General features: G+C 55.2%; 35 protein-coding genes. 15 read left to right on the top strand and 20 right to left on the bottom strand.

Features of this window, described 5'->3' with window-relative positions:
* Window positions 1–34 precede the first annotated feature (34 nt).
* A complete protein-coding gene (locus tag BGP77_RS15755) occupies window positions 35–922 on the top strand; it encodes a DMT family transporter (RefSeq protein ID WP_108165661.1) in 888 nt (295 codons plus the stop codon).
* On the opposite strand, the gene BGP77_RS15750 is transcribed toward BGP77_RS15755, so the two are convergent.
* The gene (locus BGP77_RS15750) at window positions 919–2,022 is read right to left on the bottom strand and encodes a citrate/2-methylcitrate synthase (RefSeq protein ID WP_108165660.1); all 1,104 of its coding nucleotides are present in this window, start codon (window positions 2,020–2,022) and stop codon (window positions 919–921) included. The two genes, BGP77_RS15755 and BGP77_RS15750, sit on opposite strands and share 4 nt — an antisense overlap.
* Window positions 2,023–2,133: 111 nt before the next feature.
* Here BGP77_RS15750 and BGP77_RS15745 point away from each other — a divergent pair, with 111 nt between their 5' ends.
* Window positions 2,134–3,021 carry a LysR family transcriptional regulator gene (locus BGP77_RS15745; protein ID WP_108165659.1) on the top strand — a complete coding sequence of 296 codons (888 nt, stop codon included), beginning with the start codon at window positions 2,134–2,136 and terminating at the stop codon, window positions 3,019–3,021.
* Here BGP77_RS15745 and BGP77_RS15740 read toward each other — a convergent pair whose 3' ends face one another.
* Window positions 3,022–3,954, bottom strand: coding sequence for a hypothetical protein (locus BGP77_RS15740; RefSeq protein WP_108165658.1), 933 nt, complete (start codon window positions 3,952–3,954; stop codon window positions 3,022–3,024).
* A gap of 146 nt (window positions 3,955–4,100) precedes the next feature.
* Here BGP77_RS15740 and BGP77_RS15735 point away from each other — a divergent pair, with 146 nt between their 5' ends.
* Window positions 4,101–5,177, top strand: a complete 1,077-nt coding sequence (locus BGP77_RS15735; RefSeq protein ID WP_108165657.1) for a PA0069 family radical SAM protein — start codon at window positions 4,101–4,103, stop codon at window positions 5,175–5,177.
* A gap of 8 nt (window positions 5,178–5,185) precedes the next feature.
* Here the strand turns inward: BGP77_RS15735 and BGP77_RS15730 are convergent, their stop codons facing one another.
* The gene (locus BGP77_RS15730) at window positions 5,186–6,370 is read right to left on the bottom strand and encodes an amino acid aminotransferase (RefSeq protein ID WP_108165656.1); all 1,185 of its coding nucleotides are present in this window, start codon (window positions 6,368–6,370) and stop codon (window positions 5,186–5,188) included.
* Between the two features lie 130 nt (window positions 6,371–6,500).
* Between BGP77_RS15730 and BGP77_RS15725 the strand changes: the two genes are divergently transcribed.
* Together BGP77_RS15725 and BGP77_RS15720 are read left to right on the top strand one after the other, a co-directional pair.
* Entirely contained in the window at window positions 6,501–6,959 is a 459-nt protein-coding gene (locus BGP77_RS15725; protein WP_108165655.1) for a YbjN domain-containing protein, read from the top strand.
* Window positions 6,960–6,986: 27 nt separating this feature from the next.
* On the top strand, window positions 6,987–7,940 hold the full coding sequence (locus tag BGP77_RS15720; RefSeq protein WP_108165654.1) for a zinc transporter ZntB: 954 nt from the start codon (window positions 6,987–6,989) through the stop codon (window positions 7,938–7,940).
* 3 nt (window positions 7,941–7,943) lie between these two features.
* On the opposite strand, the gene BGP77_RS15715 is transcribed toward BGP77_RS15720, so the two are convergent.
* From BGP77_RS15715 to BGP77_RS15705, 3 genes are all read right to left on the bottom strand, one after another.
* Window positions 7,944–8,789: a mechanosensitive ion channel family protein gene (locus tag BGP77_RS15715; protein WP_108166005.1), complete on the bottom strand. Its 846-nt coding sequence runs from the start codon at window positions 8,787–8,789 to the stop codon at window positions 7,944–7,946.
* A gap of 24 nt (window positions 8,790–8,813) precedes the next feature.
* Window positions 8,814–9,440, bottom strand: a complete 627-nt coding sequence (locus BGP77_RS15710; RefSeq protein WP_108165653.1) for a LysE family translocator — start codon at window positions 9,438–9,440, stop codon at window positions 8,814–8,816.
* Between the two features lie 101 nt (window positions 9,441–9,541).
* A complete protein-coding gene (locus BGP77_RS15705) occupies window positions 9,542–9,943 on the bottom strand; it encodes a MerR family DNA-binding protein (protein ID WP_108165652.1) in 402 nt (133 codons plus the stop codon).
* Between the two features lie 140 nt (window positions 9,944–10,083).
* On the opposite strand from BGP77_RS15705, the gene BGP77_RS15700 reads away from it, so the two are divergent.
* A complete protein-coding gene (locus tag BGP77_RS15700) occupies window positions 10,084–10,338 on the top strand; it encodes a DUF4404 family protein (RefSeq protein ID WP_108165651.1) in 255 nt (84 codons plus the stop codon).
* A 71-nt stretch (window positions 10,339–10,409) separates the two neighbouring features.
* Here the strand turns inward: BGP77_RS15700 and BGP77_RS15695 are convergent, their stop codons facing one another.
* Entirely contained in the window at window positions 10,410–11,204 is a 795-nt protein-coding gene (locus BGP77_RS15695; protein WP_108165650.1) for an iron chelate uptake ABC transporter family permease subunit, read from the bottom strand.
* Entirely contained in the window at window positions 11,197–11,952 is a 756-nt protein-coding gene (gene znuC, locus BGP77_RS15690) for a zinc ABC transporter ATP-binding protein ZnuC (RefSeq protein ID WP_199224287.1), read from the bottom strand. The genes BGP77_RS15695 and znuC overlap by 8 nt, the downstream gene beginning before the upstream one ends.
* Window positions 11,953–12,070: 118 nt before the next feature.
* On the opposite strand from znuC, the gene BGP77_RS15685 reads away from it, so the two are divergent.
* Genes BGP77_RS15685 through BGP77_RS15655 form a run of 7 tightly spaced genes read left to right on the top strand, consistent with a single transcriptional unit; the run spans window position 12,071 to window position 16,136 of the window.
* Window positions 12,071–13,000 (top strand): zinc ABC transporter substrate-binding protein, encoded by a 930-nt coding sequence (locus tag BGP77_RS15685; RefSeq protein WP_108165649.1) that lies wholly within the window; start codon window positions 12,071–12,073, stop codon window positions 12,998–13,000.
* On the top strand, window positions 12,997–13,680 hold the full coding sequence (locus BGP77_RS15680) for an HAD family phosphatase (RefSeq protein ID WP_108165648.1): 684 nt from the start codon (window positions 12,997–12,999) through the stop codon (window positions 13,678–13,680). Before BGP77_RS15685 ends, BGP77_RS15680 begins: the two co-directional genes overlap by 4 nt.
* Window positions 13,677–14,081, top strand: a complete 405-nt coding sequence (locus BGP77_RS15675; protein WP_108165647.1) for a YiiD C-terminal domain-containing protein — start codon at window positions 13,677–13,679, stop codon at window positions 14,079–14,081. Before BGP77_RS15680 ends, BGP77_RS15675 begins: the two co-directional genes overlap by 4 nt.
* A gap of 12 nt (window positions 14,082–14,093) precedes the next feature.
* The gene (locus BGP77_RS15670; RefSeq protein ID WP_108165646.1) at window positions 14,094–14,399 is read left to right on the top strand and encodes a hypothetical protein; all 306 of its coding nucleotides are present in this window, start codon (window positions 14,094–14,096) and stop codon (window positions 14,397–14,399) included.
* Between the two features lie 41 nt (window positions 14,400–14,440).
* Window positions 14,441–15,175 (top strand): pyridoxine 5'-phosphate synthase, encoded by a 735-nt coding sequence (locus BGP77_RS15665; protein ID WP_108165645.1) that lies wholly within the window; start codon window positions 14,441–14,443, stop codon window positions 15,173–15,175.
* Between the two features lie 30 nt (window positions 15,176–15,205).
* Window positions 15,206–15,868 carry a carbonate dehydratase gene (can, locus tag BGP77_RS15660; protein WP_108165644.1) on the top strand — a complete coding sequence of 221 codons (663 nt, stop codon included), beginning with the start codon at window positions 15,206–15,208 and terminating at the stop codon, window positions 15,866–15,868.
* A 1-nt stretch (window position 15,869) separates the two neighbouring features.
* A complete protein-coding gene (locus BGP77_RS15655; protein ID WP_108165643.1) occupies window positions 15,870–16,136 on the top strand; it encodes a hypothetical protein in 267 nt (88 codons plus the stop codon).
* 82 nt (window positions 16,137–16,218) lie between these two features.
* Here BGP77_RS15655 and BGP77_RS15650 read toward each other — a convergent pair whose 3' ends face one another.
* From BGP77_RS15650 to BGP77_RS15615, 8 genes are all read right to left on the bottom strand, one after another.
* Window positions 16,219–16,701: a hypothetical protein gene (locus BGP77_RS15650; RefSeq protein ID WP_146171271.1), complete on the bottom strand. Its 483-nt coding sequence runs from the start codon at window positions 16,699–16,701 to the stop codon at window positions 16,219–16,221.
* 31 nt (window positions 16,702–16,732) lie between these two features.
* On the bottom strand, window positions 16,733–17,152 hold the full coding sequence (locus BGP77_RS15645; protein ID WP_108165641.1) for a hypothetical protein: 420 nt from the start codon (window positions 17,150–17,152) through the stop codon (window positions 16,733–16,735).
* A 66-nt stretch (window positions 17,153–17,218) separates the two neighbouring features.
* Window positions 17,219–17,578 (bottom strand): VOC family protein, encoded by a 360-nt coding sequence (locus BGP77_RS15640; protein ID WP_108165640.1) that lies wholly within the window; start codon window positions 17,576–17,578, stop codon window positions 17,219–17,221.
* 28 nt (window positions 17,579–17,606) lie between these two features.
* Complete coding sequence (locus tag BGP77_RS15635; RefSeq protein ID WP_108165639.1) at window positions 17,607–18,131, bottom strand: GNAT family N-acetyltransferase; 525 nt, start codon at window positions 18,129–18,131, stop codon at window positions 17,607–17,609.
* Window positions 18,132–18,133: 2 nt separating this feature from the next.
* Window positions 18,134–18,433, bottom strand: a complete 300-nt coding sequence (locus BGP77_RS15630) for an antibiotic biosynthesis monooxygenase (RefSeq protein ID WP_108165638.1) — start codon at window positions 18,431–18,433, stop codon at window positions 18,134–18,136.
* A 45-nt stretch (window positions 18,434–18,478) separates the two neighbouring features.
* Window positions 18,479–18,832, bottom strand: a complete 354-nt coding sequence (locus BGP77_RS15625) for a hypothetical protein (protein ID WP_108165637.1) — start codon at window positions 18,830–18,832, stop codon at window positions 18,479–18,481.
* 99 nt (window positions 18,833–18,931) lie between these two features.
* Window positions 18,932–19,516, bottom strand: a complete 585-nt coding sequence (locus tag BGP77_RS15620; protein WP_108165636.1) for a GNAT family N-acetyltransferase — start codon at window positions 19,514–19,516, stop codon at window positions 18,932–18,934.
* 200 nt (window positions 19,517–19,716) lie between these two features.
* Entirely contained in the window at window positions 19,717–20,607 is an 891-nt protein-coding gene (locus BGP77_RS15615; RefSeq protein ID WP_108165635.1) for a LysR family transcriptional regulator, read from the bottom strand.
* A gap of 177 nt (window positions 20,608–20,784) precedes the next feature.
* Here BGP77_RS15615 and BGP77_RS15610 point away from each other — a divergent pair, with 177 nt between their 5' ends.
* Window positions 20,785–21,900 (top strand): S-(hydroxymethyl)glutathione dehydrogenase/class III alcohol dehydrogenase, encoded by a 1,116-nt coding sequence (locus BGP77_RS15610; protein WP_108165634.1) that lies wholly within the window; start codon window positions 20,785–20,787, stop codon window positions 21,898–21,900.
* Between the two features lie 75 nt (window positions 21,901–21,975).
* The gene (fghA, locus tag BGP77_RS15605; protein ID WP_108165633.1) at window positions 21,976–22,806 is read left to right on the top strand and encodes an S-formylglutathione hydrolase; all 831 of its coding nucleotides are present in this window, start codon (window positions 21,976–21,978) and stop codon (window positions 22,804–22,806) included.
* 86 nt (window positions 22,807–22,892) lie between these two features.
* Here the strand turns inward: fghA and BGP77_RS15600 are convergent, their stop codons facing one another.
* The 4 genes from BGP77_RS15600 to BGP77_RS15580 form a co-directional block, all read right to left on the bottom strand.
* Window positions 22,893–23,360, bottom strand: coding sequence for a hypothetical protein (locus BGP77_RS15600; RefSeq protein WP_108165632.1), 468 nt, complete (start codon window positions 23,358–23,360; stop codon window positions 22,893–22,895).
* Between the two features lie 528 nt (window positions 23,361–23,888).
* Entirely contained in the window at window positions 23,889–24,434 is a 546-nt protein-coding gene (locus BGP77_RS15590) for a cysteine hydrolase family protein (protein ID WP_108165630.1), read from the bottom strand.
* Window positions 24,435–24,534: 100 nt separating this feature from the next.
* A complete protein-coding gene (locus BGP77_RS15585; RefSeq protein ID WP_108165629.1) occupies window positions 24,535–24,996 on the bottom strand; it encodes a hypothetical protein in 462 nt (153 codons plus the stop codon).
* 242 nt (window positions 24,997–25,238) lie between these two features.
* The gene (locus tag BGP77_RS15580) at window positions 25,239–25,679 is read right to left on the bottom strand and encodes a hypothetical protein (protein ID WP_146171270.1); all 441 of its coding nucleotides are present in this window, start codon (window positions 25,677–25,679) and stop codon (window positions 25,239–25,241) included.
* Between the last annotated feature and the right edge of the window lie 354 nt (window positions 25,680–26,033).

Here is a 26,033-nt window from a genome sequence, read left to right as displayed (position 1 = left end):
ATCGCACGCCTGCTGGCGTTGCTGAGGAGTTCTGATGTCTGCCATCGATACCGGTCGGCTGTTGTTGCTGTCCACGCTCTGGGGCGTGTCTTTTCTGTTTATGCGCATTGCCGCCCCCGAGTTTGGTGCGGTATCGCTGATCTTTATTCGCATGAGTGTCGCGGCGCTGGTGTTATTGCCGCTGTTTACGGTGCGTCGTTATCGTGAACTGTTTTGGCAGCATGTCGGCCGGCTGACGGTGTTGTCGCTGTCCAACCATGTGCTTCCGTTCAGTTTGCTGGCTTGGGCCACGCTCAGTCTGGAAGCCGGTTTTACGTCGCTGATTAACGCCACGACGCCGCTCTTTACGGCGTTGCTCGGCGCGGCCTTATTCGCGACGCCGGTACAGAAGCAGCAGTATCTGGGCTTGGCGATCGCCTTTGTCGGGGTCTATGTGTTGTCGGCCAATCGGCTGGATTTTTCCACCGGTGGGGATGGCTGGTCGATTCTGGCGGCGTTGGGGGCGACCTTCAGTTACGGCATTGCCGGTAACTTCTCCAAAGCGCGGTTGTCGCACTTACCCGCCCAGGTAGTGGCCAGTGGTTCCACGCTGATGTCGGCGTTAATTCTGCTGATCCCTGGCGTTTTGCTGTGGCCGGAAACACCGCCATCGCTGATGGCCTGGGGCAATGTGCTGGCGCTGGCGGTGTTCAGTACCGCACTGGCGTTCTTCTTTTATTTCCAGCTGCTGGCCAGTGCGGGTGCGACGGCGACCTCGACGGTGACATTTCTGGTACCGGTCAGTGCCTTGGCCTGGGGCTATTTGATTCTGGGTGAAGTGCTCAGCGTTCAGGTGTTGATTGGCATGGCCATCACCCTGTTGGGGACGGCCATTACCACACGCCTGTTGCGTTTGCGGGCGCCGAAAGCGCCGGTTGTTTAACGACCGACGTAGTCGGCGCGCGGCCGGATCAAACGCGGGTCCTGATTGAATTCCTGATAATGCGATACCCAGCCGAACACTCGGCTGGCTGCAAACAGGGCGGTGAAATACTGCTCAGGAATGCCCAGCGCCAGATAAACCGCGCCTTTATAGAATTCCAGATTGGCGTAAATTTCTTTGCCCTTATCGGCAAACACCGCCTGGCAGCTGTCTTCCACGGCGACCAGTGTCTCCATCAAACCTTCCCATTCGGTGCCGGCACAGAATTGACGCGCCATCGGCTTCAGGATGGCCGCGCGCGGATCCAACGCTTTGTATTCGCGGTGGCCCATGCCCATGATCTTGATCTTCTTGTCCATGGCATCGCGCACCCAGGCGTCGGCTTTGCCGGCGGAGCCGATCTCTTTGGCCATCATCACCGCTGCTTCATCGGCGCCGCCGTGCAGCGGGCCGGACAAAGCGCCGAGGCTGCCCGTCAGGCTGGCCGCCAGTCGCGCCTGGGTGCTGGCAACCACGCGACCGGCAAAGGTACCGGCGTTGTAGCTGTGGTCGAGTTGCAGAATCTGGGTGGTGTTGAGGGCTTGCAAGGCCTCGGCGGAGGGCGCACTGCGGTTGATGCCATAGAGCAGTTTTTCCAGAAAACCCAGGTTGTCGGGCAGCGCGAATACCGTGCCCTGAGTGCCCAGGTTATGCCAGACGCGAACCGCCGCATTGAGACGTGCGCCGAGTACCAGGCCAGGTACAAAGTCGCTGTTAAGCCAGGACGGGGCAGCGTGATGCGGCTGATCATCGTGCAGCGGCATCAGCGCCTGCAGCACGGTCATCGGGTGCGTATCTCGGGACAGCTGTTCCAGTACCCGGGTTTCAATGGCACCGAGTTCGGCTTCGCCGGCCAGCCACAGATCGAGTTCGCGACAGGCGTCGGCGCTGATCCATTCGCCGGTCATCAGCCACATCACCACGGCTGGAAAATCCCGCTCTACCAGTTGCTCGATGGTTTCGCCGCGGTAGGTCAGGCGGCCTATCTCGCCTTCCACATTCGACAGTGCGGTCTGGCCAACAATCACGCCTTCCAGGCCTGCATTGATTTCGCTGCTCATGACAGCCTCCTCTCATTCGGAGTTCGGGGGTTTTGGGATGGCGCTATTAAAGGGCCGCGACCGTTGTTAATCTAATTAAACTTAATAAATTGATGATCAGTCAGACTTATCATGAGATTGGAAAGCAGCGAAATGCGCATCTTCCACGCCGTCGCCCGTTTTGGTGGCTTCCGGGCAGCGGCGGCCGATGTCAGCCTGAGTCAGTCGGCGGTCAGTCAGGCAATCAAGCAGCTGGAAACCAAGCTTGACCAGGCGCTGGTGGTGCGTGACCGGCCGATTCGCCTGACTCGTGCCGGGCGGCGGCTGTATCGCTACGTCGATGATCAGTTGCAGCGCGAGCACGCGCTGTTGGCCGAAATGGAACGTCTGGCGCACGGCCGCGACCAGCAACTGAGCGTGGGCATCGACAGCACCACCAACCGCTTTGCCGGGGCCGATCTGATTGCGGCCTTGGCGGGTCGTTGGCCGGAAGCCCGGCTGCGACTGGTGGAGCAACCCTCGCGCGCCATCGTCTCGGCCGTGCTCAGCGGTGAGGTGGAGTTGGGGCTGGGGCCGTTTCAGACGCGTATGGATCGTTTTGAATGCTGGCCGCTCTATGAAGAAGAACGTCTGCTGATGATCAGCCCGACGCATCCGCTGCACCGACCTCGCATGACCCTGGCCGATGTCGAGCGCATTCCGCTGGTGGTGTCGTCACTGGATGAGCCGGATCAGCGGCCCTATCAGGATAAACTGCGCGACCGCTTCCGCATGATCTGGCAAATCAGCAGTTTGAATGTGCGCCTGGATTTGATCGATCGCGGTTTGGCGGTGGGCTATCTGAGTACCGAAATGGCGCGGCAGTTACCGCGCATCCGGCATTTCCGGGCGTTACGGGAGTTTGAGTTTGCGCGCATAGAGCGCCAAGTGGGTTTGTTTCACCGTCGCGACCGCGACCCTTCGGCGCTGGCGCGTGATTTTATTGCGTTGTGTCAGCAGCGCCTGGAACGGGCGGGCTGATCACTCCAGGCGCAGTTGATCGAGGTGAATGCGGCGCGGCTGAATCATGTCGACCGCGAAGATTTCCAGCCGGGCGATGTCGCTTAAATTGATCAGTTGTTCGCCGTTGTAATCTTCGGGCGGGTGCAACGGAATCTGCACCAGATTCCAGCCGAATTCGACGATAAAACTCTCGTTAAAGCGTTGCCCGAAGGCGACATTGCTGTCGAGGCTGTTGTGATCGTCAATGCGCACCGTCAACGTCAGTGGCGTCAGCTTGGGGTTGTAGATAGCCATCGACAGTCGGTTGTAAGCCGACCAGTCACGCGGCGGAGTGACCATCCGCGCGCTGTGGTATTCATCCGGCTCCAGTTCCACCGCCAGACTGCGCCGACCCTGCCAGGCCCGTTCCTCACTGAGGCTGACCGGTCCTTGCCACCATCCCAGTTCATAATCGTTTTCGAAACTGCCCAGTCGCGGCAACTGCGCATCCAGCCGGTACAGCGTCAGCGCGGCCAGAATCACGACACTGAGTTGATGAGCGAACAAGCCCGAGGCAATAAAACGGCCGGTCCAGATTTGTGGCGTGCCACGATTGAGCCAGAAGATACCCAGCCAGGCGCCGATCAGGTTGCGCTCAATGTCGCTCCAGTCTTGCTGATGACCGACGTCATAACGCAGGTATTCGAGCATGATGCTGATGATAAAGACCGCCAGACTGATCGCCAGCCAGTGCGGCCAGGTGCGCATATCCAGACGGGAGCGCAAGGCGGCAATGGCCAGTGCGAAATAGAGAATATGACCTAAATCCCAAAGCGCGCGGTCGAGCGCTTCGTCACGGCTGAGCGGGCCTTCCATAAACAGAAACGGCAGGCCGATCAGCAACAGGGCGGTCAGCCCCCACTTATAGATCCAGGAGAAGACGGACATCAGGACTTGGTTCAGGTCGGACACGAAGGCGCCACTATGCCTGTCGAGTGGTGCGTTGTACACCAACACGCTTGTCTTATATCGGCGCTGGTATTCGTTAAAATACTGTACAAATAAACAGTTATTGATGGCAGTATTCGCACCTGACTGACCCGCAAGAGTGCGACACCATGTCTGCCGACCATCGCGTCAAAACCCGTGGCACCGGAGCCCAACCGGCCAATCGTTTTCACCGGCAACGCATCGAAACCGCCAGCGATGAGTGGCCGCTGGACCCGGATGACGACCTTGTGCCCGACAGCCTGGCCACCCAGGTTGACGATGAAAAGGTGCGCACCATCATCAGCACCAATCAATCGCCGGATGTGCCTTTTGAGCAATCCATTAACCCGTATCGCGGCTGCGAGCACGGCTGCATCTATTGCTTTGCCCGACCCACACACGCCTACTGGGATTTTTCGCCCGGGCTCGATTTTGAAACCCGTCTGATCGCTAAAACCGGCGCCGCCGATCGCTTGCGTGAAGCCTTCGATAAACCCGGTTACCGGTGCAAACCGATTGCACTGGGCATGAACACCGACGCCTATCAGCCACTGGAAAAGCAGCGCCGGATCACGCGCGAACTGCTGGAAGTGATGCGCGACTATCGCCACCCGGTGACGATTATCACCAAAGGTGGATTGATCCTGCGCGATCTGGACCTGCTGGCCGAGCTGGCCGCCGATGGTTTGTGCAGCGTGAGCGTCAGTCTGACCACGCTGGATAACGACTTAAAGCGCCGTCTGGAACCGCGCGCGGCGTCACCGGCAACGCGCTTAAAGGTGGTGCGCGAGCTCACCGCTGCGGGTGTACCGACGAGCGTATTGCTGGCGCCGATGATTCCATTTATCAACGACGCCGAAATGGAAGCGCTGCTCGAGGCGGCTGTCGGTGCGGGTGCCCAGCAAGCGGGCTGGATACTGCTGCGGCTGCCGCTGGAAATAGCCGAATTGTTCGAAGACTGGTTACAGCGCCACTACCCGGACCGCGCCGAGCATGTGATGGCGCGCATCCGCGATATGCGCGGCGGTAAGGTGTACGAGGGGGCTTTTGGTAAACGCATGCGCGGTCAGGGTGTGTACGCCGACTTGCTCAGTCAGCGCTTTAAACGCGCCTGTCGTCAGTTGGGGTTGAACCAGATCGAACCGCCCGCATTGCGCACCGATGTGTTCCGGCGCTGGGGCGGAGGCCAGCTCGATCTGATTTAAGCCGTCGCTTAAGCGTTGACGGCGAGGAAGGCGTTTACCACAGCTGGAATATCGCTTTCTTTCATCCCGGCCACATTCACCCGGCCGCCGCCCACCACATAAACACCATGATCGTTGCGCAAGGCGGCGATCTGGTCGTTATCCAGACCGGTGACTGAAAACATGCCGCGGTGCTCACTGAAATAATCGAAGCGCTGACTGTCGCTTTGTTCGCGGAAGGTCAGAGTGAGCTGTTCGCGCAAGCGGTTGATGCGCTGGTTCATGCTCGCCAATTCGTCCAGCCATTCGGCTTTCAGCGCTTCGTTGCCGAGAATGTTGGCGACAATGTCCGCACCGTGATCCGGCGGCATGGAATAGGTGCCGCGCGCCAATTCCAACGCCCGACCGCGTGCCTTGGTGGTGGCTTCTTTGCTGTCAGCGATGATGATGGCGGCGCCGGTGCGTTCACGGTAAAGGCCAAAGTTTTTGGAGCACGAAGTGGAGATCAGCAATTGCGGCACAGAGTCGGCCAGCAGTCGCAAACCTGCGGCGTCTTCCATCAAACCATCGCCAAAGCCCTGATAGGCAATGTCGACAAAGGGCAAAAAGCCATTGCGCAACGCCAGGTTGGCAATTTCGCGCCAGGCTTCCAGGCTGATGTCGCCGCCGGTCGGGTTGTGGCAACAACCGTGCAACAGCAGCACATCATCCGGACCGAGTTCGGCAATTTGCGCCAACATGGCGGTTTCGTCGACACGCTTGGTTTGCGCATCAAAGAAGGGGTATTCACGCACCGTCAGACCGGCGGCTTCCATCACCGGTTGGTGATTCACGTAGCTGGGACGGCTGATCCAGACGGTGGTGTTGGGTTTGATGCTGGCAATCAGGTCGGCCAGCATGCGAAGCGCACCGCTGGCCCCGGGCGTTTGAATGGCGCTGGCGCGATCGTAAGACGCCGTGCCGGATAACAGCAGATCAGTCATCGCCTGGTTAAAGGTTTCATTCCCCGCCAAGCCAATATACGCCTTGGTTGGCTGGGTTTCCGCCTGGCTCAGCATCGCTTTGCGCACCGCGCTCATGATCGGCGTAACGCCTTCGCTGTTGCGATACACCCCAATGCCCAGGTCGATTTTGTGTGGGCGAGGGTCTTCTTTAAAGAAGGCGCTGAGCGACAGAATGGGATCGGCTTTAGGGGTAGCCAGCGAACTGAACATGGAGATCTCCGTGAATGACACCGTGAGCGGAGCCGCAAGGATACCCCCAGATGCGGCTTGATTCGATGCCTGGCTGAAAAATCCCCGCGCTGGCCGTACAATGCCGCCCAAAGCACGATAACTGGACATTATGAAATCGATTAATCGCGACACCCTCGAAGATTGGCTGGCTGAAAAAGACATCCGTTATTACCTCTGTAAGGACTGTGACGGCCTGCACCTGAGTGAAACCGAAGAGAACATTGGCGTCTTAGAAAGCCGGCTGTTGCTGGAAAGCGGTCTGGTGATTGTATCGACCGAGCTGTCGGTTCGACCGTCCGCTGTCTTGCCACTGCATGGCTCCATGCAGCTGATTAACTTCGATAACCCGCTGGTTAAAGTGGGCCTCAGCCTCTATGACGACGATGTACCGCGCCTGGTTATCAGCGGTGCCTTGCCTACCAATGGTCTGGAAGCGGACTACTTTATTCAGTATCTGGAACAGGTGCTCAGCGCCACTCGTCTGGTGTTGGATCATGCGACACAGATGGATGTGCTGTTGCTCGACGAACTGGAAAGGGATACGCCGGATGGCGACGCACTGCACTGAGTTAACGATTCGAGGGTAAGTTACGCCATGACTGACGCCGCCTTTGTCATCGACCAATGGGATTTCAGCACCACACCGGCCCAGCGCGAGACAACGTTGCCGACAAACTTGCACGGTCGCTGGGTGCACTGTCAGCGCGACGCACCGGATCTGGTGCCCTGGCTCGACAGTCTGGGCATTCAAAATGGCATACAACAGGCGTTGCTGGCCGAAGACACTCGGCCACGATTTGAAATAGTGGGTGATGGCTTTTTGCTGAACCTGCGGGGCGTCAACCTCAACCCAGGCGCCGAGCCGGACGACATGCTGTCGTTGCGGTTTTTGTGGCATGACGGTGGTCTGATCACCTTGCGCAAGCATTCGTTCAGAGCGGTCGCGTCGGTCCGCGAACGTTTGGCTTCCGGTGATGGCCCGGTAAACCTGGGCAATCTGCTGATGACGCTGGTCGCCGCGTTGAACAGTCGCATCGATGAAGTGCTCGATGCGCAAGAGGCCGAATTGGTGGTGCTTGAAGACGAAAGCTCAGGCCCGAATCCGCAAGAGCATTTGGCGAAGCTGACGCAGTTGCACCGCCGTTTGTTGCGTCTGCATCGCTTTATTCGCCCGCAAGTGGGCGCGTTGAATGAATTCGTCGGCGAATCTGAAACATGGTTGTCGCACAAGGATCGGCTGGGTCTGTCGAACCAACGCGATACCACACAGCGCATTCTGGAAAACATCGAAATGCTGCTGCAGCAAGTGCAATTAATTCGCGACGAACTGCAGCAGAATTTGGCCGAACGGATGAACCGAAACACCTATTGGCTGTCGGTGACCGCCGGGGTGTTTTTGCCGCTGAGTTTTCTCACCGGTTTGTTCGGTATTAACGTGGGCGGCATGCCGGGCGTAGAATCCAGCACCGCCTTCTGGTTTGTGTGCGGCGCACTCAGCACCATCGCCGTGGTGGAGTTTTTACTGCTGCGCCGCTTGCGATTCTGGTAAACCTTAGCCCGGTTTGTGCTGATCCGGCGCGGTGTTGTAGTGATGCACATCGCGCTGCGGGAACGGAATGGTCAAACCGGCCGCTTCAATTTCATCTTTTACCACGCGTTGCATATCCCACCATAACGGCCAGTAGTCATCGACCGTTGCCCAGGCACGAATTTGCAAATTGACGGACGAATCGCCCAGCGATTGCACCATGATTTGCGGTGGCGGGTCGGGCAGAAAGCGCGGCTCCGCATCGACGATTTTACGCAGCGCGGCGAAGCCCGCGTTCAGGTCGTCGTCGTAAGCCACACCGACCACCACGTCCATTCGGCGAGTGCCGTTGCGCGTCGAATTCTGAATGGTCGCGCCCCAGACATTGGAGTTTGGCGCCGATACGTATTGACCGTCCGGCGTGATTAAAATGGTGTTGAACAAGGTGATTTCTTCCACCGTTCCGCTGGTGCTGTTAAAGCTGATGTAATCGCCCGTTCGGAATGGCCGCAGCATCAGCATCATAATGCCCGCGGCAATATTGCTCAGCGTATCCTTCAGCGCTAAACCAACGGCAAGACCAGCGGCACCGAGCAGCGCCACGATGGAGTTGGTGTTGACGCCGAAAATATCGAGCACGATCACCACCGCGATGACGTACACCGAATAACCCACCATGCCCGCAAAAATCGGCACCAGCATTGGGTCCAGTCGGGCAAAGCGTTTGGAGTTTTTGGTCACCTGGGATTTCAGTGTGCGCGATAAAATACCCGCCACAATAAACACCAGCAGCACCAGAATAATCTGATAGCCCACACGCAACATCAGTGGCGCGTGGCTGTTCCAGAAATTAACCATCCAATCGATCAAAACCATCTCCTTAACAACGAAAAATTAAGCGGGCAGGCGCTTCGACAGCAACAACCCAAGACCCGCACTGCCGAGCAACATGGCGCACAGACGGTTGAACGCCCGTTGCCAGCGGGGTTTGCCCAGCCCTTTATTGAGCAGTCGACCGGCGCTGGCATACAGCGCAATCGCCAGCCATTCCAGCAGCAGAAAACAGCTGCCCAAAATAAAAAATTGCACACCCACCGCAGCCGACGGATCAACAAACTGGGGCAGAAAAGCGGTAAAGATCAGAATCGCCTTAGGGTTGCCCGCCGCGAGCAAAAACTCCTGACGAGCCAGGGCCATTAGCGACAAGGGTTGACCGGAATCCACAGCGTCGAGGTTTGCATCACTGCGCCACATCTGCACGGCCAGCCAAAACAAATAGAGCGCACCGCCGACTTTGAGCACCGTAAAAAATAATTCTGACGCATAGAGCAGGGTGGCGAGGCCAGAGGCGGCCAGTGTGATCATCACCGAAAACGCACCCAGGCGACCGAGACCGGCGAGGCAGGCATGGCCGAAGCCATAGCGTTTGCCATTGCTTAACGCCATTAAATTGTTGGGACCTGGGGTCATGTTCAGTGCGAAACAGGCTGGAACGAACCAGGCGAGTGTGAGCCAGGACATGGCATCCTCGTATAGCGGTTAGTGACTGCATCGAGCATAGCTGGCTTTGCACCGGTGTTGAAAGGTCAGGTGCTTACGCCGTGAGTCGCCCGATGGATGACTCAAGCGCTTTGTGATTCGCCCTGAGCCAAGCCTTCAAGAATGCTGCAATGGGAGGATGCATCGCCCGGGCATTGACGGATCCAGTCGGACAGTTGTGCTTTCATCTGCTGCAGCTGCTCAATCTTGGCGTCAACATCGACCAGGTGTTGCTCGGCAATGTCACGCACCTGGGCACTGGCCCGGTTTGGGTCGCGTTGCAGGGCCAGTAAATCGGCGCATTCTTCGAGTGAAAACCCCAACGCTCGGGCGCGCTGCAAAAATTGCAGCCGCTCAATGTCGTCACTGTGGTAATGACGATAGCCATTGGCCGCGCGTTGCGAGCGGATCAGCCCGCGGCTTTCGTAATAACGAATGGTTCGTGGCGGCAGGCCGCTGGCTTTGGATGCTTGTTTGATTTGCATCACAGCCTCCTGTTGTCGTGATAGGGCATTATCAACCTTCTCACGATGGTAAGGTCAAGCCTTGTTGTTCCAAGGTAGATCCCAACTATAGTCAGTACTGAAGTGTCATTCGTACCGACCCTGGATATAAGGAGACGCAGATGGCCGATCAAGAACTTCGCAGTCTACTGGAGCGCCTGCGCGCGACCATGGATGAATCCGAAGTCAGCGAGCAACAGCGCGCCATGTTAGAGAAAGTGGAATATCACCTGCACAACGAAGGCGAGCCGGATCCGGAAGAGCCCAGTCTGCGTGAATCGGTCGAGGTGTTGATTGAAGACTTGAGCGTTGACCATCCGCGCAGCGCCTCAGTGGCACGCAGCGTTTTGGAAGCGCTGGCCTCGATGGGCATCTAACTGGGATGCTTTATTGAATCATTAAAAAAGGCCATCAGTGGATGGCCTTTTTTGTGTCCGTCGGTTGCGCGTCAGTTTTGGCGGGGTAACCGGCTGAGTCCGAGCGTCAGCATAAAGGCGACCACCGCAGCAACCACGATGGTCGGTCCACTGGGCGCGTTGGCAAACCAGCTGGCCGCCAGCCCGAACCAGACCGCAATAAGCCCCAGCACAGACGCGCCAATGGCCATTTGCTCCGGTGTCCGCGCTAACCAGCGCGCAGCGGCCGCAGGAATAATCATCAGGGCCGTGATCAACAAAATACCGACGATTTTCATCGCCACGGCGATCACCAGCGCAATCAAGACTAAATAAAGCACACGCAGCCAGTCGGTAGCGATGCCTTCGGCGCGGGCCAGGTCTTCGTTCACCGTGGCGGCCAGCAGCGGCCGCCAGGCAAAACCGATCACCGGCAACGCCAGCGCGACAATTACCCAGACCACTACCACATCGCTGCCATTGACCGCGAGCAAATCGCCAAACAGCAGGCCACTTAAGTCCATCCGTACCGTGGGCGAAAACGCCAGTACCAGCATGCCGATGGCGAGTGAGCCGTGCGACATAATGCCCAGCAAGGTGTCGGCGGGCAGACGGCGCTGGCGCTGTAAGGTAAACAGCAACAAGGCCAAGGCCGTGGTCACCAGTGCAATGCCTGCGGTCAGGTTCAGATTCAGCACCACCGCCAAAGTGACACCGAGCAGGCCCGAATGCGCCATGGTGTCGCCAAAATACGCCATGCGTCGCCACACCATCAGCGAACCCAGCGGGCCGGCTACCAGCGCAATGCCACTGCCCGCGAGCAATGCCGGCCATAACAGCTCAATCATGGCTGTGACCTCCCTGGTGGGCGAGGTCGTGTTCATGGTCGTGATGGTGGCTGTAAAACGCCAGGGCATCGGCCTGATGCGGGCCGAACAGCGAGGTAAACGTTGGTTCCTGAGTGATGCTTTCCGGCGTACCGGAACAGCACAGGTGACCGTTCAGACAGAGCACTTCGTCGGTTGCCGCCATCACTAAATGCAGATCGTGCGACACCATCAAGACGGCATAGCCGCGTTCATCACGCAGCCGTTGAATCAGTTTGTACAGCGCCACTTCGCCGCTGAAATCGACGCCTTGTACTGGCTCGTCCAGCACCAGCAGATCGGGCTGTTTGAGCAAGGCGCGCGCCAGCATAACGCGTTGAAACTCGCCGCCGCTCAGCTGCTGCACCGGCCGGTCGATCAGGTGGGCAACCTCGGTTAACGCCAGGGCTGCAAGAACCTCGTCGCGGCGGGCGCGATGAGTCAGCGTCATCAATCGATGTACCGCCAATGGCAAGCTGTCATCGATGGGCACGCGTTGCGGCATATAGCCGACGCTGAGGTTGGGTTTGGCGTAGAATTCGCCATCGGTGATTTTATGCACACCGAGAAGGGCTTTGATCAGCGTTGATTTGCCCGCGCCGTTGGGGCCGATCAGGGTAACAATCTGACCGGCGTCGATGCGAATATCGACACCGCTGATGATGGTTTTGCCGCCGAGCCGGACGCCCAGTTGGCGACCTTCGATCAGGCGAGAGCTTGGTTGTGACACAAAGCGTCCTTATTTAGGGTGGCAACCGTTATTTTGCTCGGGACGGCGCCGCGATGAGGTGCGGTATGTTACTGTATATCATCCAGCCTGTTAACGTCCTGTTTGTCTTGGAGTCTGCATGACCCGTTTTTGTCGGCATCTGTTGTTGGGTGCTGTTATCTCGCTTTGCTCTCTGTCTGTCCTGGCCGCGCCGAATGTGGTGGTTTCTCTGGCACCCTTGCACAGCTTGGCGACGGCCGTGACCGAGGGCATCAGTGAGCCCGCTCTGATCTATGAACGCCAGCAATCGCCACATGGGTCCGGTTTGTCACCGGATCAACTGCGTACGCTCACCCAAGCGGATGTATTAGTCTGGGTCGGCCCGGAACTGGAAACCGGTCTGGCGCGATTGGTGGCGCGCTTGCCTGAAACAGCGGTGAACTGGCACTGGCACGATTATGACCAAGGCATGCGCCAATACGAACCGCGGGAAGCCCTGTTCGAAACCGCCGCTGAAGCGCTGCACGGCGATCATGATCACGGCGCACTCGACCCCCATTTCTGGCTCGATCCGCGCAATGCGGAACGCTTTGTGAGCGCGCTGGCCGACGAACTGGCCCAGCTCGACCCGGCCAACGCCGAGAGCTATCGAGCCAACGCCGCAAGCGAACAGCAGCGCCTGCAAGAGTTATACGCCGACTTGGATGCGCGTTTGGCGCCGGTTCGTGAACGCCCCTTTATCGTGTTCCACGACGGCTTTCAGTATTTCGAACGCGCCTTCCAATTAAACGCTTTAGGCGCTCTGGTGGTGACTCCGGAAATCCCGCCCGGCCCGCGCACCGTGGCGCAATTGGCACAGCGTGCCAATGAGGTGGGTGGTGTGTGCTTGCTGCACGAACCGCAATTCAGTTCGCGCTGGATGCAGCCTTTACAGCAGGCCGTGCCAAACGGGGTGTTGTCGCAGATCGATCCGCTGGGGTCGACGCTGGAACCCGGTCCCGACCTGTATGAACGTATTCTCACCCAGCTTGCCGATACCCTAGCCACCTGCCTGGAGAATGTGTCATGACGTCTGTTGCTGTTCAGTCTGCGCCTGCGGGCGTGTTGTGGGATATGGACGGTGTGCTGATCGACTCCGAACGCCTGGTGCGCGATGCCTTTGTCGAAGTGAATTCTAATGGCGGCCCGGTGCCGGATGCGGCGCAACGCTATCTGGAAACCATTGGCCTGAACCGAACCGGCTTAATCCATTGGTTTGGTCAGTTTGTCGATACTCAGGAACTCGCCGAATACTGGATCGACCAAACCCACTACGGCTATCTGGAGCTCGCTAAAACCGAGCTGGAATTAAAGCCCGGCGTTGAAGCCGCACTCGATCATGTGCGCTCGCTCGGCTTGCCGCAGATGGTGGTGACCAGCAGCCGTACCGACGTCGCACAAACGAAATTGTCAGGCCTGGGCGTGCTGGACCGGTTTGACCGCGTGCTCGGCGGCGATCAGGTCAGCCAGGGCAAACCCCACCCGGAGCCCTATCTGCGCGGCAGTGAACTATTAGGGCTGGAACCGGGCAGGGCGCTGGCGGTGGAAGACTCCGCTAACGGCGTGCGATCGGCGTTGGCAGCGGGCTGTCATGTCTTGCATGTGCCGGATCTGATCGATACCGATCCCAGCTGGCACGGTCAATTAAGCGTGTTGCCATCGCTGGTCGAATTCCCGCGCTGGTTCGATGAACTGGGAGCCGCGGAATGAAACTCGAGCAAATTGAACCGCTGACGGCGTTGGGTATAGAGCTGGTTGCCAGCGAAACCGACCGGACGGAATTTCGCATCCCGCTGGCCGGAAACCGCAACGACAAAGGCACGCTGTTTGCCGGCAGTCAGTACTCGGCGCTGGTGCTCAGCGGTTGGTATCACAGCGGTACCTGGGCCGAACAGCACGAACTCGGTGATACCGTCGCCATTCGTGATTGTCAGGTGCGCTACCCCAAACCGGCGACCAGCGATTTAACCGTAACCGCCCGGTTTGATGCCGAACCCGACCAACGACCCAGCGGCCATTGGCGCGCGCCCGTGCGAGTGGAAGCGCGCGATGCTGACGGCGAACTGGTCGCGGAACTGATCGGCGATTACCGCATCCTAGTGACTCAGTAGCGGTTTAAGCCCATGCGTCAGGTGCCGTTTGACCGATTGCTGATTCAACCTCAGGTGCACCGCGACTGGTTCCGCCGCGCCGGTGGCCTGTGTTTTGAACTCGATATCGCCACGGCCAGTGCCTTTGCCGCCTTGTGGCGTGATTATGAAAATGAACAGCGACCCGCGCCGGTGGCCTTTTTAAACCGGCATCCGATCGCTGAGAACGACGCACTGTTTGCCTTATTTGCTGCCGTTCAAATTCTGTTATCCGAAGCGCCGGAGCTGGTGGTCACGCCGGGTGAAAACAGCCTGATACTGGACAGCGCAACCGGCTGAGGTTTTGGTACAATCGCCGCGTATCTTGTTGGAAGTGCTTCATGACTCAGTTGAGCGTTAACCTGAATAAGATTGCCCTGCTGCGTAATTCGCGCGGCCGGGACTTTCCCAATGTCGTCGACTTCGCCGAAAAATTCATCGCGTTGGGCGTACAGGGCATCACCATTCATCCGCGTCAGGATGAACGCCATATCAAACGCCAGGATGCCTACGACCTGGCCGACTGCTTAGCCAAATACCCGAATGTTGAATTCAACATCGAAGGCTACCCGAGCGAAGATTTTTTGCAGTTGGTTGAAGCGATCCGGCCGGATCAATGCACACTGGTCCCGGATGCGCCCGGTCAGCTGACCTCCGATCACGGGTGGGACTTCAGCACCCAAGGCGACTTTCTCGATGGCATACTGGCGCGCATTGAAGCTGCTGGCGTGCGCACCGCCTGCTTCCTCGACCCGGACATTCAGCAGGTTGAACGGGCAGCCGCCTCACGCACCCAGCGCATCGAACTCTACACTGAAGGTTACGCCAGTGCGCACGGCACCGCCCGCCAGGCACAGGTGCACGAGACTTATCGTGCAGCCGCGGCGCGCGCGGTTGAATTAGGTCTGGAGCTGAACGCCGGTCACGACCTGGATTTGAACAACCTGAACGATTTTCTAACCATTCCCAATATTCTTGAAGTGTCCATCGGTCATGTACTGACCGTCGAGTGCATCGAACACGGCATGCCTTATGTGATTCGTCGTTACCTGGCAGCCTGCGCCAACAGCGCTTAACACCATTAATAGAACAGAGGATTCGTTGCGATGCCACACAGAAGTCTTGAGCACCTGTTAAAAAATAACCGGCAATGGGCTGAACGGATTACCGCCGAAGACCCGGATTTTTTTCGACAGCTCGCGGAGCAACAAAAACCGGAGTTTTTGTGGATTGGCTGTGCGGACAGCCGCGTCCCCGCGAACGAAATCATGGGTCTGATGCCCGGTGAAGTCTTCGTCCATCGCAACGTCGCCAACCTGGTCGTGCATACCGACCTGAACTGTCTGTCGGTCATTCAGTTCGCGGTGGAAGTGCTCAAGGTGAAACACATCATCGTGACCGGCCATTATGGCTGTGGTGGTGTGGCTGCCGCATTGAAAAATCAACGCTTGGGTTTAATCGACAACTGGCTGCGCCACATTCAGGACATCATGAAACTCTACGGCAAGTACTTCGATGCCATTGACGACGAAGCCACCCGCATTGCCCGTCTGTGCGAAGTGAATGTTATGGCGCAGGTGCAAAGCCTGTCAGAAACCACAATCGTCCAGCAAGCCTGGGACGAAGGCCAGAAATTGACCATTCATGGATGGATATACGGTCTGGAAGACGGCATTCTGAAAGACTTGGGTGTATCGCACAGTGACAATTCACCCATGCGCGGCAAAATTCATAACTCCATTAAAACGACGCTGAGCGGAGGCCAATAAGATGCTGACCGGCTTTGTTCCGACGTTAGACACCGTGGTTCAGTCCGATCGGACTGAAGCCATTTCGCAATACCAGAACACACTCGGTGCGGACATTAACTGGGTGGCCATGGGCGCCATTGGTGGCGGCATTGTCTTTTTGTTGTTGGTGTTGGCCGGTTTGAATTCCGATCAGAAACGCAGCGGCAAAAAGAAGAAAAACGTGAAGATGTATAAGATTCACAAGCACGACGATGACACGCGAACCGATAAGCTGAAAGACGACTGAATTGAGCTGTCAGGTGAACCCAGGTCGAAATGAAACGTTACAGGGACGTGATTGGACTCCGGGTTAATCATCGAGCGTGGTGTTAAAACCGATAGTTCAGCGACAGTCTGTAATGCTCATCGTCCGCTCTAAAACCAACATCCATTGCCTCGTTGTTGGCTGTCAGCAGACCGTTTAATCCCGCCGATACCCCGATACTCAGATAAAACATACCGACGTTAGCCCAGCCGGCAATGGTTTTATCTTCCGGAGGGTTTTGCGCGTAATAGATATTCGTTGCGGTCATCGCTGTCGTGCCTGCGAATAACGCTCTGGTTTTGGGGTCATCTAAACGCTGAGAGATGTTCAGCGCTAAAATACCGTAGAAATACTGAGCGTATTGCGGATACTGACCCCCTTCATAAACCAGCCAGCTTGCGGCCGCAGTCCCGAAGAACCAGAAAGGGGCATCGCTCATGTCTTCCTTGGAATTCGCGGTGCCGGCGGCAAAGGTATTGGGCAAGAAACAACAAAGCACTAGCAGCAATAGGGTTCTTTTTATCCATTCACAGACTGGATTTATCATCAGAAAAACTCGCTCCTACGGCAGATGAACATCAGTTTGTCATTGCATTAACAATGTCATTTGTCGTCAATACGGATTGCGAATTCTCCCATTCTTTCCCTTGTGGTGAAATGATCAGGAGCCTGAACGGTGCGTCGTTGAGGATTGAAACGGCCGTTTCTGGGTCAGTGTGATAGCCACTGGTTTGCGGTCTATCGACCAGCGACGACACAAAAATCACTTGTAGAGTTTCAGCATCCAGCGAACGCAGTTGGCGTTGCTGTTCAATATAAAGCGGATGATCTTGCGACTGTGCGGCAACAATCACCGTTGTTATTTGCAACGGTTGTCCATACTCCGCAGACAGTTGCACAGAAACTCGCTGGGAAGAATAGGTCTTATTGCCGGAGTAAAACTCATACCCAAAAGTCGCCTGTGCGACGACTAACAATAACAGCAGAAATTTCTTCATAGTGAGCAGTCATGCCTCGAAGCCAAGGATTAACGATGAATCCGACCGATACAGAGTCCATGCAGCTTAAACATCGTACGTGGTGATCTCAAAGGGATTGCCCACCGGGTCCTTAAAATAAATCGACCAGGAAAGGTCGTGATCCACTTCGTTAAACGAAACCTCGTGTTCACGGAGTGTTTTTAACCACTGACGGTAATTCTCACGATCAACCGCCAGTGCAATGGTTGTACTGATGCGACTACCGGGCTCAAACAACGCCAGATGCACACCGCCATTGTGAATCGTTAACGGACCGCCATCGCGCATCCAGATCTCCAGCTCAGCGACGCGTTCGAAGCCCAGAACCGCGCGGTACCAATGTTCCAATTCGAGGCGATCGTCGGCATAGAGGTGGATGTGATCAATCTTTTGGAAACTCGGCATGGCATTGCCTCATTGGTTTCAGTCCCTATCAACCACCATAACGCACCATCGCCACCCGGTCTTCTGGTGCGGGCAGTGCTGACCGTTGCTGATGGAGGATGTTGCGCAGCTGTGGTCCGCATAACGGCTCAGGAACAGCGACAAACCCATAGCGTTCATAGAAGGGTTGGTTCCAGTCAATGCTGGCGTAGGTGGTCAGCCAAAGCGGATCGGACGCGCTCCATTCTATGGCCTTCATTAACAGCGTTGTGCCGATGCCTTGCCGCATGTGTTTTGGGGCGACGGAGAGTTGGTCGAGGTAAGGTTGGTTGTCGACTAAACCGCACACCGAAAACCCGACAGGTGCGTCGTTTTGATCGACTGCAAGGGTGACCCAGTCGTTGGTGATAGCCTTGGCCCAGCGCTCCGCTTCGGCGAGTACAAAAGGATGGTTGTGTGCCAATTCTAATTTGAGCCCCGCTTGCGTATAGAGCACGCTTGCTTCGTCGTCGATGGCAATGAGTGTTGCCAGGTCGTTAGGCTCAGCGTGTCGAAGGCGATACTCGCTCGTCATTGTTACGGCCGCGTAAAGTCGTCGACTTCATCAAACGCTTCAACGGAAATGCGCTCACCGATTTCCCGCATACCGGTCATTTGCGACGGATTGTCGGCTACCCAGAAGGCTTTCCAGTGTTCCATGGATTCCCATTTGGCAATTGTTAACACGTCTGTTTTATTCTCAGCGCTGCGCAGCATAAAACTGCCCAGTGCACCGGGAACGGTGTCGTGAATGTGATTCGTGGTCCGCGACCAGACATCCTGAAAGGTGGCAAAGTTTTCTTCGGTTACTTTCCAACGATAAACGACGCGAATCATGGCGGCTCCAATGGATGTCAGTGGTTACAAACTGATGGGCGTGCGTCAATTGATGACGAACCCGACTTCTTTTATATCACCCTCTATTTCTGCAATGAGATAGCGAGCCAGGTAATCGCCGGATACCTGTGTGCTGGTTTGTTTCCAGACAATTTCCGCCACATCGCCTCTGCGTAACACACCCAGTATTTCCCGGTCGAGGCTTAAAGAAGTAAACAGCGGCTGGTTTTGCCAAAGCTGCGCCACATGCTGTTGATTCGCTGGATCTTGAGCTTCATCCAGCCGCTGATATTTGGAAAAAGTCGGCCAGTCTTTGTTATTCGACGCCTGCACAACGTCGTTAATCATGGGCAGGGCAAGGGACAAGATTTCAGAATCGGATTTCTCTATGATGCTCATGCTGATCTCCATATTTGCAGTTGCACAGTTTAAGAATCGCCTGAACGGCAATGACATTCCTTTAACGGCCAGAGATTGGCTGCCGGCGTCATTATAGCGTTACGAGGCTGACAGCTTTTTCACCATCAGTTCCCAGTGACCGCCGTGCATACAACCGGGGTATTCCACCACTGGCAACGAATTGCGAAGCTGATACCCCAGTTTCAAATACAATTTACGGGCTTGGGTGTTTTCGGAAGCGACAATAAGGCTTGCCTGAGTGAACCCCTGTTCAGCCGCATGCGTTTCAGAGTCTGCCAACAAGGTAGAGGCGATACCTTGCCCTCGGTAGAACTCAACGGTTGCAATCGCATTGATGTACCACGAGCCAGGCGCCTGCGATTCCAGCAGTACCAGTGGTCTTACAATCTCGGGCAACTCATTTAGGTCACCCACACTGTAAGGGTCGTCCAAGGAGTACGACAGCACCATGCCCAGCACGTCGTTGTCGTGTTCCATAACCCGCGCATGGGTGTAGCTAAAGCCGCCGCTGTCTCTTGCCGCGCGAGCTTCGCCGATCTTAAAAGGGTCACCTCCGGCATCGTCGTTTATTGACCAGAGATAATAGGGGATCCCCTCACCGGCGAGGTTTATTAACCGGGCTAATGCCGGGGCATCGTCTTTTTTTGCGTGGCGTATCTGCATCACATCCTCTTTGTGTCACGGCGTTTAAGGGCCCACTCAACCGTCGGGCCTGTCAGCAGTGTCGCGAATAGGAACAGTGCACCGAGAATCAGCCAACCACTAAAACCTCGGCAGCTGGAGGCTGAGGGCACCGGTATGGATTCTACGTAAAACGAGGCAAAGGGTTAGTCTACCGATGGTACACCTGCGTCTCCTATGCGCTATTGCGCGAAATTTGGATGCGCTTTGAAGTGCTCAATCAAATAATCGCAGACGTTTTGCAGCTTGGGTGACGGCTGCCGCGCTTTGGGATACACCAGCCAAACACCACTGTAGGGATATTGGTACTGCGTCAACAGCGGCACCAGTTCGCCGCTGGCTAAATCATCGGCCACATAATAGTCAGGCAGTTGGGCGATGCCCAAGCCCTTGCGCACCGCATCGAGCAAGGCCGGGCCGGAATTGCTGCGCCAGCGGCTGGTCACTCGCACTTCTTTGCGCTGACCATCTTGCTGAAACAACCAATGGTTATTCGAGCCCAGCAGGCAGTTGTGTTTGTTGAGCTCCGCCAGGGTGTGCGGCATGCCATGTTGGTTAACGTATTCGCGGGAGGCGCACAGATGTTCTACCCGGTCACAGAGGCGCCGCGATAAATGGCTGGAATCTTTCATCGCGCCCATGCGAATAGCGAGGTCATAACCTTCCTCAATTAAATCCACGGCGCGGTTGGTGAGGTGAAAATCGAGCTCAATTTTGGGGTGCGCCAGCAAGAAGTCATTCATGACCGGTGCAATGTAGCGTTCACCAAAGGTGGTGGCACAGGTCATTTTAAAGGGACCAATGGGCGCCTGGTTTAACGTGGAAATCACCTCTTCAGCGCTGCCTAAGGCGGAGGGTAAATCGCGGCAGTGCTGATAATACAATTCACCGGCCTCGCTTAAGCGAATACGGCGGGTGGTGCGGAACAGCAGGGTGCTGCCCAAGGTTGCTTCAAGCTGAGTGATCAGTCGGCTGATGTGAGAGGCCGACACGCCCAGTTTTGTGGCCGCGGCCGAGAAGCTGCCTTGCTGGACCACCTCAACGAACGCTTCCATGGCTTCCCAGTTCTTCATAAACCCTCTGTACCGCCAGCCGTTTAAACGTGCCGATTATAGCTAAAAGCCAGGGTTTCTAAATGATTATTGCCGTGTGACAACAATTATTTGCCGAACGGACCGTTATCGCACTCAGCTGCTGCGTCTACACTGCCGCCATCGCAGTTACATTCAACATCACAGGGTAAGCCGATTATGAAATGCAAAGCAGCCGTAGCGTGGGGCCCAGGCCAACCGCTGAAAATCGAAGAAGTCGACGTACAAGATCCGCAAGCGGGCGAAGTGCTGGTTCGCATCGTCGCCACCGGTGTTTGCCATACCGATGCTTTTACTCTGTCGGGTGACGACCCGGAAGGCATCTTCCCGGCCATCCTGGGCCACGAAGGCGCGGGTGTGGTGGAAGCCGTGGGCGAGGGCGTTACCTCGCTGAAAGTGGGCGACCACGTCATTCCGCTGTACACCGCCGAGTGTGGTGAATGTAAGTTCTGTAAGTCGGGCAAGACCAACCTGTGCAGCGCCGTTCGTGAAACCCAGGGCAAAGGCGTCATGCCAGACGGCACCACCCGTTTCAGCATTAACGGTGAACCCATTTACCATTACATGGGCTGCTCAACCTTCTCCGAATACAGCGTGGTGCCGGAAATTTCTCTGGCGAAAATTCACGTCGATGCGCCGCTGGAAAAAGTCTGCTTGCTGGGTTGTGGCATCACCACCGGTATCGGTGCGGTGCTGAATACTGCCAAGGTAGAGCAGGGTGATACGGTGGCGGTGTTTGGTTTGGGTGGCATTGGATTGTCGTGCATTCAGGGCGCGCGCATGGCAGGCGCGTCGCGCATCATTGCCATTGATATCAACGAATCGAAATTCGAAATGGCCCGTCAGTTCGGCGCGACCGATTGCGTAAACCCGAAAAACTTCGAAGAGCCGATTCAACAAGTCATCGTCGACATGACTGATGGCGGTGTTGATTATTCGTTCGAATGCATCGGCAATGTACAGGTGATGCGTTCAGCGCTGGAGTGCTGCCACAAAGGCTGGGGTGAATCCATCATCATCGGCGTCGCCGGTGCCGGCCAGGAAATTTCCACGCGTCCGTTCCAGTTGGTGACCGGCCGGGTGTGGAAAGGGTCCGCCTTCGGCGGCGTGAAAGGCCGCAGCCAGTTGCCGGGTTATGTGGAAGATTACATGAACGGAAAAATCGAGATCGATCCGTTTGTCACCCACACCATGTCGCTTGAAAACATTAACGACGCCTTTGAACTGATGCACAAGGGTGAAAGCATTCGTACGGTCGTCTTGTTCGATCAGTAATTTTACGATCTGAACTCGAGTGAATGGATGATTCAAGCCCGCCCCGCGGGCTTTTGCTCCCAATTAGGAGAAAGTATGGAACTGTTATCGAGCACCAAAAGTTTTGGCGGCTGGTTAAAACGTTATCGTCACGAAAGCTCATCGGTAAACGGCGACATGACCTTTGCCATATACCTGCCACCGCAAGCCGAGCAGCAAAAGGTACCGGTGTTATATTGGCTTTCGGGCCTCACCTGCAACGACGAAAACTTCACCCAAAAAGCCGGTGCGTTCCGCAAAGCAGCCGAACTGGGTTTAGCCATCGCCTGCCCCGACACCAGCCCACGCGGCACCGATTACCCGGGCGAACACGACAGCTATGACTTCGGTTCTGCCGCCGGTTTTTACATCAATGCCACCGTAGCGCCGTATTCAAAAACTTACCGCATGTACGACTACGTGGTGCAAGAATTACCAGCGTTGATCGAAGCCAACTTTCCGGTCACCGATAAGCGCTCAATCTCCGGCCATTCTATGGGCGGTCACGGTGCTTTGATCTGCGCGTTGAAGAACCCGGGCATCTACCAATCGGTCTCCGCCTTTGCGCCCATCGCCAACCCCACCAACTGCCCCTGGGGTGAAAAAGCGTTCACCGGTTATCTGGGCGAAGACCGCGCGCAATGGGAAGAATGGGATGCAAGCTTACTGATTGCCAACGCCAGCGAACGCTTGCCGTTGCTGGTTGATCAGGGCGAAGCGGATAATTTTTTAGCAGAGCAGCTAAAGCCAGAAGCGCTGGAAGCGGCCTGTGACAAAGCAGGACACCCGATAACGTTGCGCCGCCAGCCGGGGTACGACCACAGCTATTACTTCATCGCCAGCTTTATCGATGATCACCTGGAGCATCATGTTAAAGCGTTAGCTTAAAAGAAGCGTATTGGCCACTTACTGTGAGCGTTTCTCGCAGTGCGTGTCCTATTTATCGTTTAACAACGATAGCGTACCCATTAAGACTATCTGCCAAAGAGTCTTCTAAAAAGGCCAATTTTCGACGTACACGCTTTAAGTGCTTTCTTGCCTGTCATGTAGTTACGGTGCGACGTTTCAAGCAATAAGTACTCTTCGAGGTCTGGTATCGCATCAACCGTAGGAGACTTAGAGAATGCGAGTGCAGTATAAAACCGTGTGCTTGAATAGCGGCTTCTTAGACCAAGAGCAATTTGCCTAGGGTACGTCTGTGTAAGGCGTGCTAGTAACTGGTAATAGCCTCGCTGTACTTTCCAAATGTCATCTTGTGAATCACCGTCCCAATCAGCGATTTCTTGTTTTTCTATATGCAGCCTATCGAGCGTAGCGATTATCTCGGCAATTTCTCCCTCACCACATTGATCAGCTATCTCAACGGGGAAATTCCCATAAGTGTTTTCCAGAATGGGCTTTCGGTTATTGGCTTGTTTCAGGAGCTCTTTAAATTTCGACATGATCTACAGGCCGGCTCTTTCGTTACTGTTAAGCAACAGGGCGCTGTGTTGAACAGCGTTAACCATCCTTGTTGTCGCTATAGGTACACTCTTCAGTCTCGTAATCAAACCGCCCACCCTGGTCTAAGCAGGCATCCACTTTTAAATCGGTACAACCGAGTAGGAGTGTGAAAGTTAACAGAACCAGTTTCCAAGTGTGATGACACATGAATAATACGTGTTGTTGTCTAGTCGAGGCTGATTTCATGGGCTTACCAAAACCATTAGAAAACTCATTTGAACGCGTTCTAGAGTGCCTGGCTATTAATCATGTTCTACCCTTAAGAAGGCAATAAACCGGCAACGCCCGGTATGCCGACCAAAGGTCAATCTGTAATTTTTATCGGCGTATTGGCTTTTGGGTGTTGAGGTTATCTCGGTGTTGGAAGGCATAAGCGACTCTCTGATTACTCAGCACAAGCGGGGAGGGTAACACTGTTTATCATTGGGGAAAGTTGAACAGCGGGCTTTTAATACCGCCTTGAACATTCATTTAAGATTAGGGTGCGTTAACAATTCGTTTGTTGGCATAACAACGACTGGATTGTTGGCCGGAATCAGGCCTGCCCATACCCAATTGTGATGTTCGATTACCTGTTCGGCACTCAGGTGTGGCCTGTTAGAGACTGTATGACCATCGGACGGAATAAAGACGTTGAACCCGCGGCTGACGGCAGAACGCACCGTAGTATCCACACAGAAATCAGTAGCCCAGCCACAGATCACCAGGTTGGTAGCTCCCAGCTCCTGAAGCCTGGCGTCGAGTTCAGTTTTGTTGAAACCGTCGTTTTGCGTCTTACGGACCTTCAAATCCGCATCGGTTACCGTCAGCTGAGAGTGGAGTTGCCACCCATCGGAGCCGGGTAACAGGCCATCTTCCTCTTCTCCATCGTGCTGAATAAAGATGATTTGTCCGCCTTGCTTGCGAATGAAGGCGGAAAGCTGATTGATCCTGACCATAACGCCATTGACGTCATACTTATCACCCTGACGAAAAGAGCCTTCTTGAAGATCAATAACGATTAAGACGTTCATATAGTCTCTCAAGGTCGGAAGGGCTAGTAGTCGATTAGGGTAGTTACTGGGCTGCCTCTGGGCATGGTATGCGTTCTGTTGGTTTTAGTACAAGTGTTCGTTAATGCTCTATTAGGAGGTCGTACGGGCCAACCTCTACGGTGAATTCGGACTCTGAATCACCGGTTTCACACACACCGGTAACTTCCCCATTGTGTATCGCTAATGAGTCGTGACGATAGAGCACAGACGGGGATGGGCATAAATGGCGAATTCCCAGCATACGGTATTTTGGCGCTCCAATCCGTTGAAAAGGAGGGCTATCCTCAGTTCTGAATTCGGGTTTAAACGCAACAATAAATGGCTGAAAATTATTGCCGCCCTGAAAGCCTTCAATTGAAAAGGTGGCAAAGATGACATCGCTTTGGTCATCTTTTATAACCGAGATTGAGTGTTCAACGAGAACGGCGTATTGATCTGTCAGTAGCTGCGCCACTGATCGGACATCCTCTGCAATTTGATGCTCAGCCGAGGCAGCCATAGAGAACAGTGTTAAACAGCCAAAGAGTGTGATTTTCAGCATGTGGTATTTACCTGGTTGAGGCTAACGCTCAGGGTGGGAGCTGAGCGATGTGCTTTGGCTGGTGATTAATCAGCTGTAATGTGATCGGACTATCTACGTTTACAATGGATACGTCGTTAGGATTGGATTTCTAAACAATAGCCGTTTAGCTGCTCATATCATCAAGTCATGGCTAAAATAGATTCGGGAAGGTCGATCTCGATTCATGCTTTCTGAGCAGTGCTTTGCTGAGTTCCATTAGCCTAGTAGTTATAAATAAGGCCATAGCCGAAGAACATCATAGGCGCCCATTGATCCTTATTCCGCTCATAACCAGCACCCCCTCCAATCTCGAGTGGGTAAGACCATTCGCCACTTTCTTTACTCCCATAATTGTGGCCAATACCCAGGTTGAGACCATGAAATAACAAATTGCTTTCTTCTATTAAATTGAACCAGCTGACGCCAGTGTAGCCGGCTATCAAGTAATTGTGGTCATCGTATTGATGTTTGAGTGATACCCCGTAGCTAGCGTAGTGGCTTAGGCCGGTAAGGTGTAATTCAACACTGTTCTTATCGTCTAAGTGAACGCCCCAGATAAGACCGCCACGAGATAATAAACCCCACTGGAATCCAAGGTAGGTGTCGCCAGCATAGGACATAGAGCTCAAAATTATCAATAATGGTGCTAGTACAAACTTCATTGCTTGTGGGCCCCAATGTCTTTAACGAATAGCTTACTCTGTTTAGTTTCTGGGAGTTAACTAATGAGTTAACGGATACCTACGATAGCTGATCCTTAAGGTGGGTGTCCTGTTAATTGGAACAACATCGTCGAGGCAAACATAAGCCGGCGGTTGCATTGGCCAGTAAAATGGCGCGACTGTCATGGACCTTAATGCAGAAGCAGGAGGTCTATCAGCCGAGCTAAAAATAACTGAGTTGGAGTGGTGACACCACGAAATGGATTAACCTGCCAAGGTCCGTCGATGCAATGATGATTAAGTAGTCAATCCGCCTTGACACGAGTCTGGTCAGGACATGGTTGCTTCAAACCG

It is taken from the genome of Saccharospirillum sp. MSK14-1, assembly GCF_003054965.1.
Classification (GTDB): domain Bacteria; phylum Pseudomonadota; class Gammaproteobacteria; order Pseudomonadales; family Natronospirillaceae; genus Saccharospirillum.
Note: the sequence above shows the minus strand (reverse complement) of the source record. Positions and strands in the feature narration are given on the sequence as shown.

Bases quoted from the DNA above. Each gene is read 5' to 3' on its own strand.
- BGP77_RS15755 (WP_108165661.1), top strand. From the start codon at position 35: ATGTCTGCCATCGATACCGGTCGGCTGTTGTTGCTGTCCACGCTCTGG.
- BGP77_RS15750 (WP_108165660.1), bottom strand. From the start codon at position 2,022: ATGAGCAGCGAAATCAATGCAGGCCTGGAAGGCGTGATTGTTGGCCAG.
- BGP77_RS15745 (WP_108165659.1), top strand. From the start codon at position 2,134: ATGAGATTGGAAAGCAGCGAAATGCGCATCTTCCACGCCGTCGCCCGT.
- BGP77_RS15735 (WP_108165657.1), top strand. From the start codon at position 4,101: ATGTCTGCCGACCATCGCGTCAAAACCCGTGGCACCGGAGCCCAACCG.
- BGP77_RS15730 (WP_108165656.1), bottom strand. From the start codon at position 6,370: ATGTTCAGTTCGCTGGCTACCCCTAAAGCCGATCCCATTCTGTCGCTC.
- BGP77_RS15725 (WP_108165655.1), top strand. From the start codon at position 6,501: ATGAAATCGATTAATCGCGACACCCTCGAAGATTGGCTGGCTGAAAAA.
- BGP77_RS15720 (WP_108165654.1), top strand. From the start codon at position 6,987: ATGACTGACGCCGCCTTTGTCATCGACCAATGGGATTTCAGCACCACA.
- BGP77_RS15710 (WP_108165653.1), bottom strand. From the start codon at position 9,440: ATGTCCTGGCTCACACTCGCCTGGTTCGTTCCAGCCTGTTTCGCACTG.
- BGP77_RS15705 (WP_108165652.1), bottom strand. From the start codon at position 9,943: ATGCAAATCAAACAAGCATCCAAAGCCAGCGGCCTGCCGCCACGAACC.
- BGP77_RS15700 (WP_108165651.1), top strand. From the start codon at position 10,084: ATGGCCGATCAAGAACTTCGCAGTCTACTGGAGCGCCTGCGCGCGACC.
- BGP77_RS15695 (WP_108165650.1), bottom strand. From the start codon at position 11,204: ATGATTGAGCTGTTATGGCCGGCATTGCTCGCGGGCAGTGGCATTGCG.
- BGP77_RS15685 (WP_108165649.1), top strand. From the start codon at position 12,071: ATGACCCGTTTTTGTCGGCATCTGTTGTTGGGTGCTGTTATCTCGCTT.
- BGP77_RS15680 (WP_108165648.1), top strand. From the start codon at position 12,997: ATGACGTCTGTTGCTGTTCAGTCTGCGCCTGCGGGCGTGTTGTGGGAT.
- BGP77_RS15675 (WP_108165647.1), top strand. From the start codon at position 13,677: ATGAAACTCGAGCAAATTGAACCGCTGACGGCGTTGGGTATAGAGCTG.
- BGP77_RS15670 (WP_108165646.1), top strand. From the start codon at position 14,094: ATGCGTCAGGTGCCGTTTGACCGATTGCTGATTCAACCTCAGGTGCAC.
- BGP77_RS15665 (WP_108165645.1), top strand. From the start codon at position 14,441: ATGACTCAGTTGAGCGTTAACCTGAATAAGATTGCCCTGCTGCGTAAT.
- can (WP_108165644.1), top strand. From the start codon at position 15,206: ATGCCACACAGAAGTCTTGAGCACCTGTTAAAAAATAACCGGCAATGG.
- BGP77_RS15655 (WP_108165643.1), top strand. From the start codon at position 15,870: ATGCTGACCGGCTTTGTTCCGACGTTAGACACCGTGGTTCAGTCCGAT.
- BGP77_RS15650 (WP_146171271.1), bottom strand. From the start codon at position 16,701: ATGATAAATCCAGTCTGTGAATGGATAAAAAGAACCCTATTGCTGCTA.
- BGP77_RS15645 (WP_108165641.1), bottom strand. From the start codon at position 17,152: ATGAAGAAATTTCTGCTGTTATTGTTAGTCGTCGCACAGGCGACTTTT.
- BGP77_RS15640 (WP_108165640.1), bottom strand. From the start codon at position 17,578: ATGCCGAGTTTCCAAAAGATTGATCACATCCACCTCTATGCCGACGAT.
- BGP77_RS15635 (WP_108165639.1), bottom strand. From the start codon at position 18,131: ATGACGAGCGAGTATCGCCTTCGACACGCTGAGCCTAACGACCTGGCA.
- BGP77_RS15630 (WP_108165638.1), bottom strand. From the start codon at position 18,433: ATGATTCGCGTCGTTTATCGTTGGAAAGTAACCGAAGAAAACTTTGCC.
- BGP77_RS15625 (WP_108165637.1), bottom strand. From the start codon at position 18,832: ATGAGCATCATAGAGAAATCCGATTCTGAAATCTTGTCCCTTGCCCTG.
- BGP77_RS15620 (WP_108165636.1), bottom strand. From the start codon at position 19,516: ATGCAGATACGCCACGCAAAAAAAGACGATGCCCCGGCATTAGCCCGG.
- BGP77_RS15615 (WP_108165635.1), bottom strand. From the start codon at position 20,607: ATGAAGAACTGGGAAGCCATGGAAGCGTTCGTTGAGGTGGTCCAGCAA.
- BGP77_RS15610 (WP_108165634.1), top strand. From the start codon at position 20,785: ATGAAATGCAAAGCAGCCGTAGCGTGGGGCCCAGGCCAACCGCTGAAA.
- fghA (WP_108165633.1), top strand. From the start codon at position 21,976: ATGGAACTGTTATCGAGCACCAAAAGTTTTGGCGGCTGGTTAAAACGT.
- BGP77_RS15600 (WP_108165632.1), bottom strand. From the start codon at position 23,360: ATGTCGAAATTTAAAGAGCTCCTGAAACAAGCCAATAACCGAAAGCCC.
- BGP77_RS15590 (WP_108165630.1), bottom strand. From the start codon at position 24,434: ATGAACGTCTTAATCGTTATTGATCTTCAAGAAGGCTCTTTTCGTCAG.
- BGP77_RS15585 (WP_108165629.1), bottom strand. From the start codon at position 24,996: ATGCTGAAAATCACACTCTTTGGCTGTTTAACACTGTTCTCTATGGCT.
- BGP77_RS15580 (WP_146171270.1), bottom strand. From the start codon at position 25,679: ATGAAGTTTGTACTAGCACCATTATTGATAATTTTGAGCTCTATGTCC.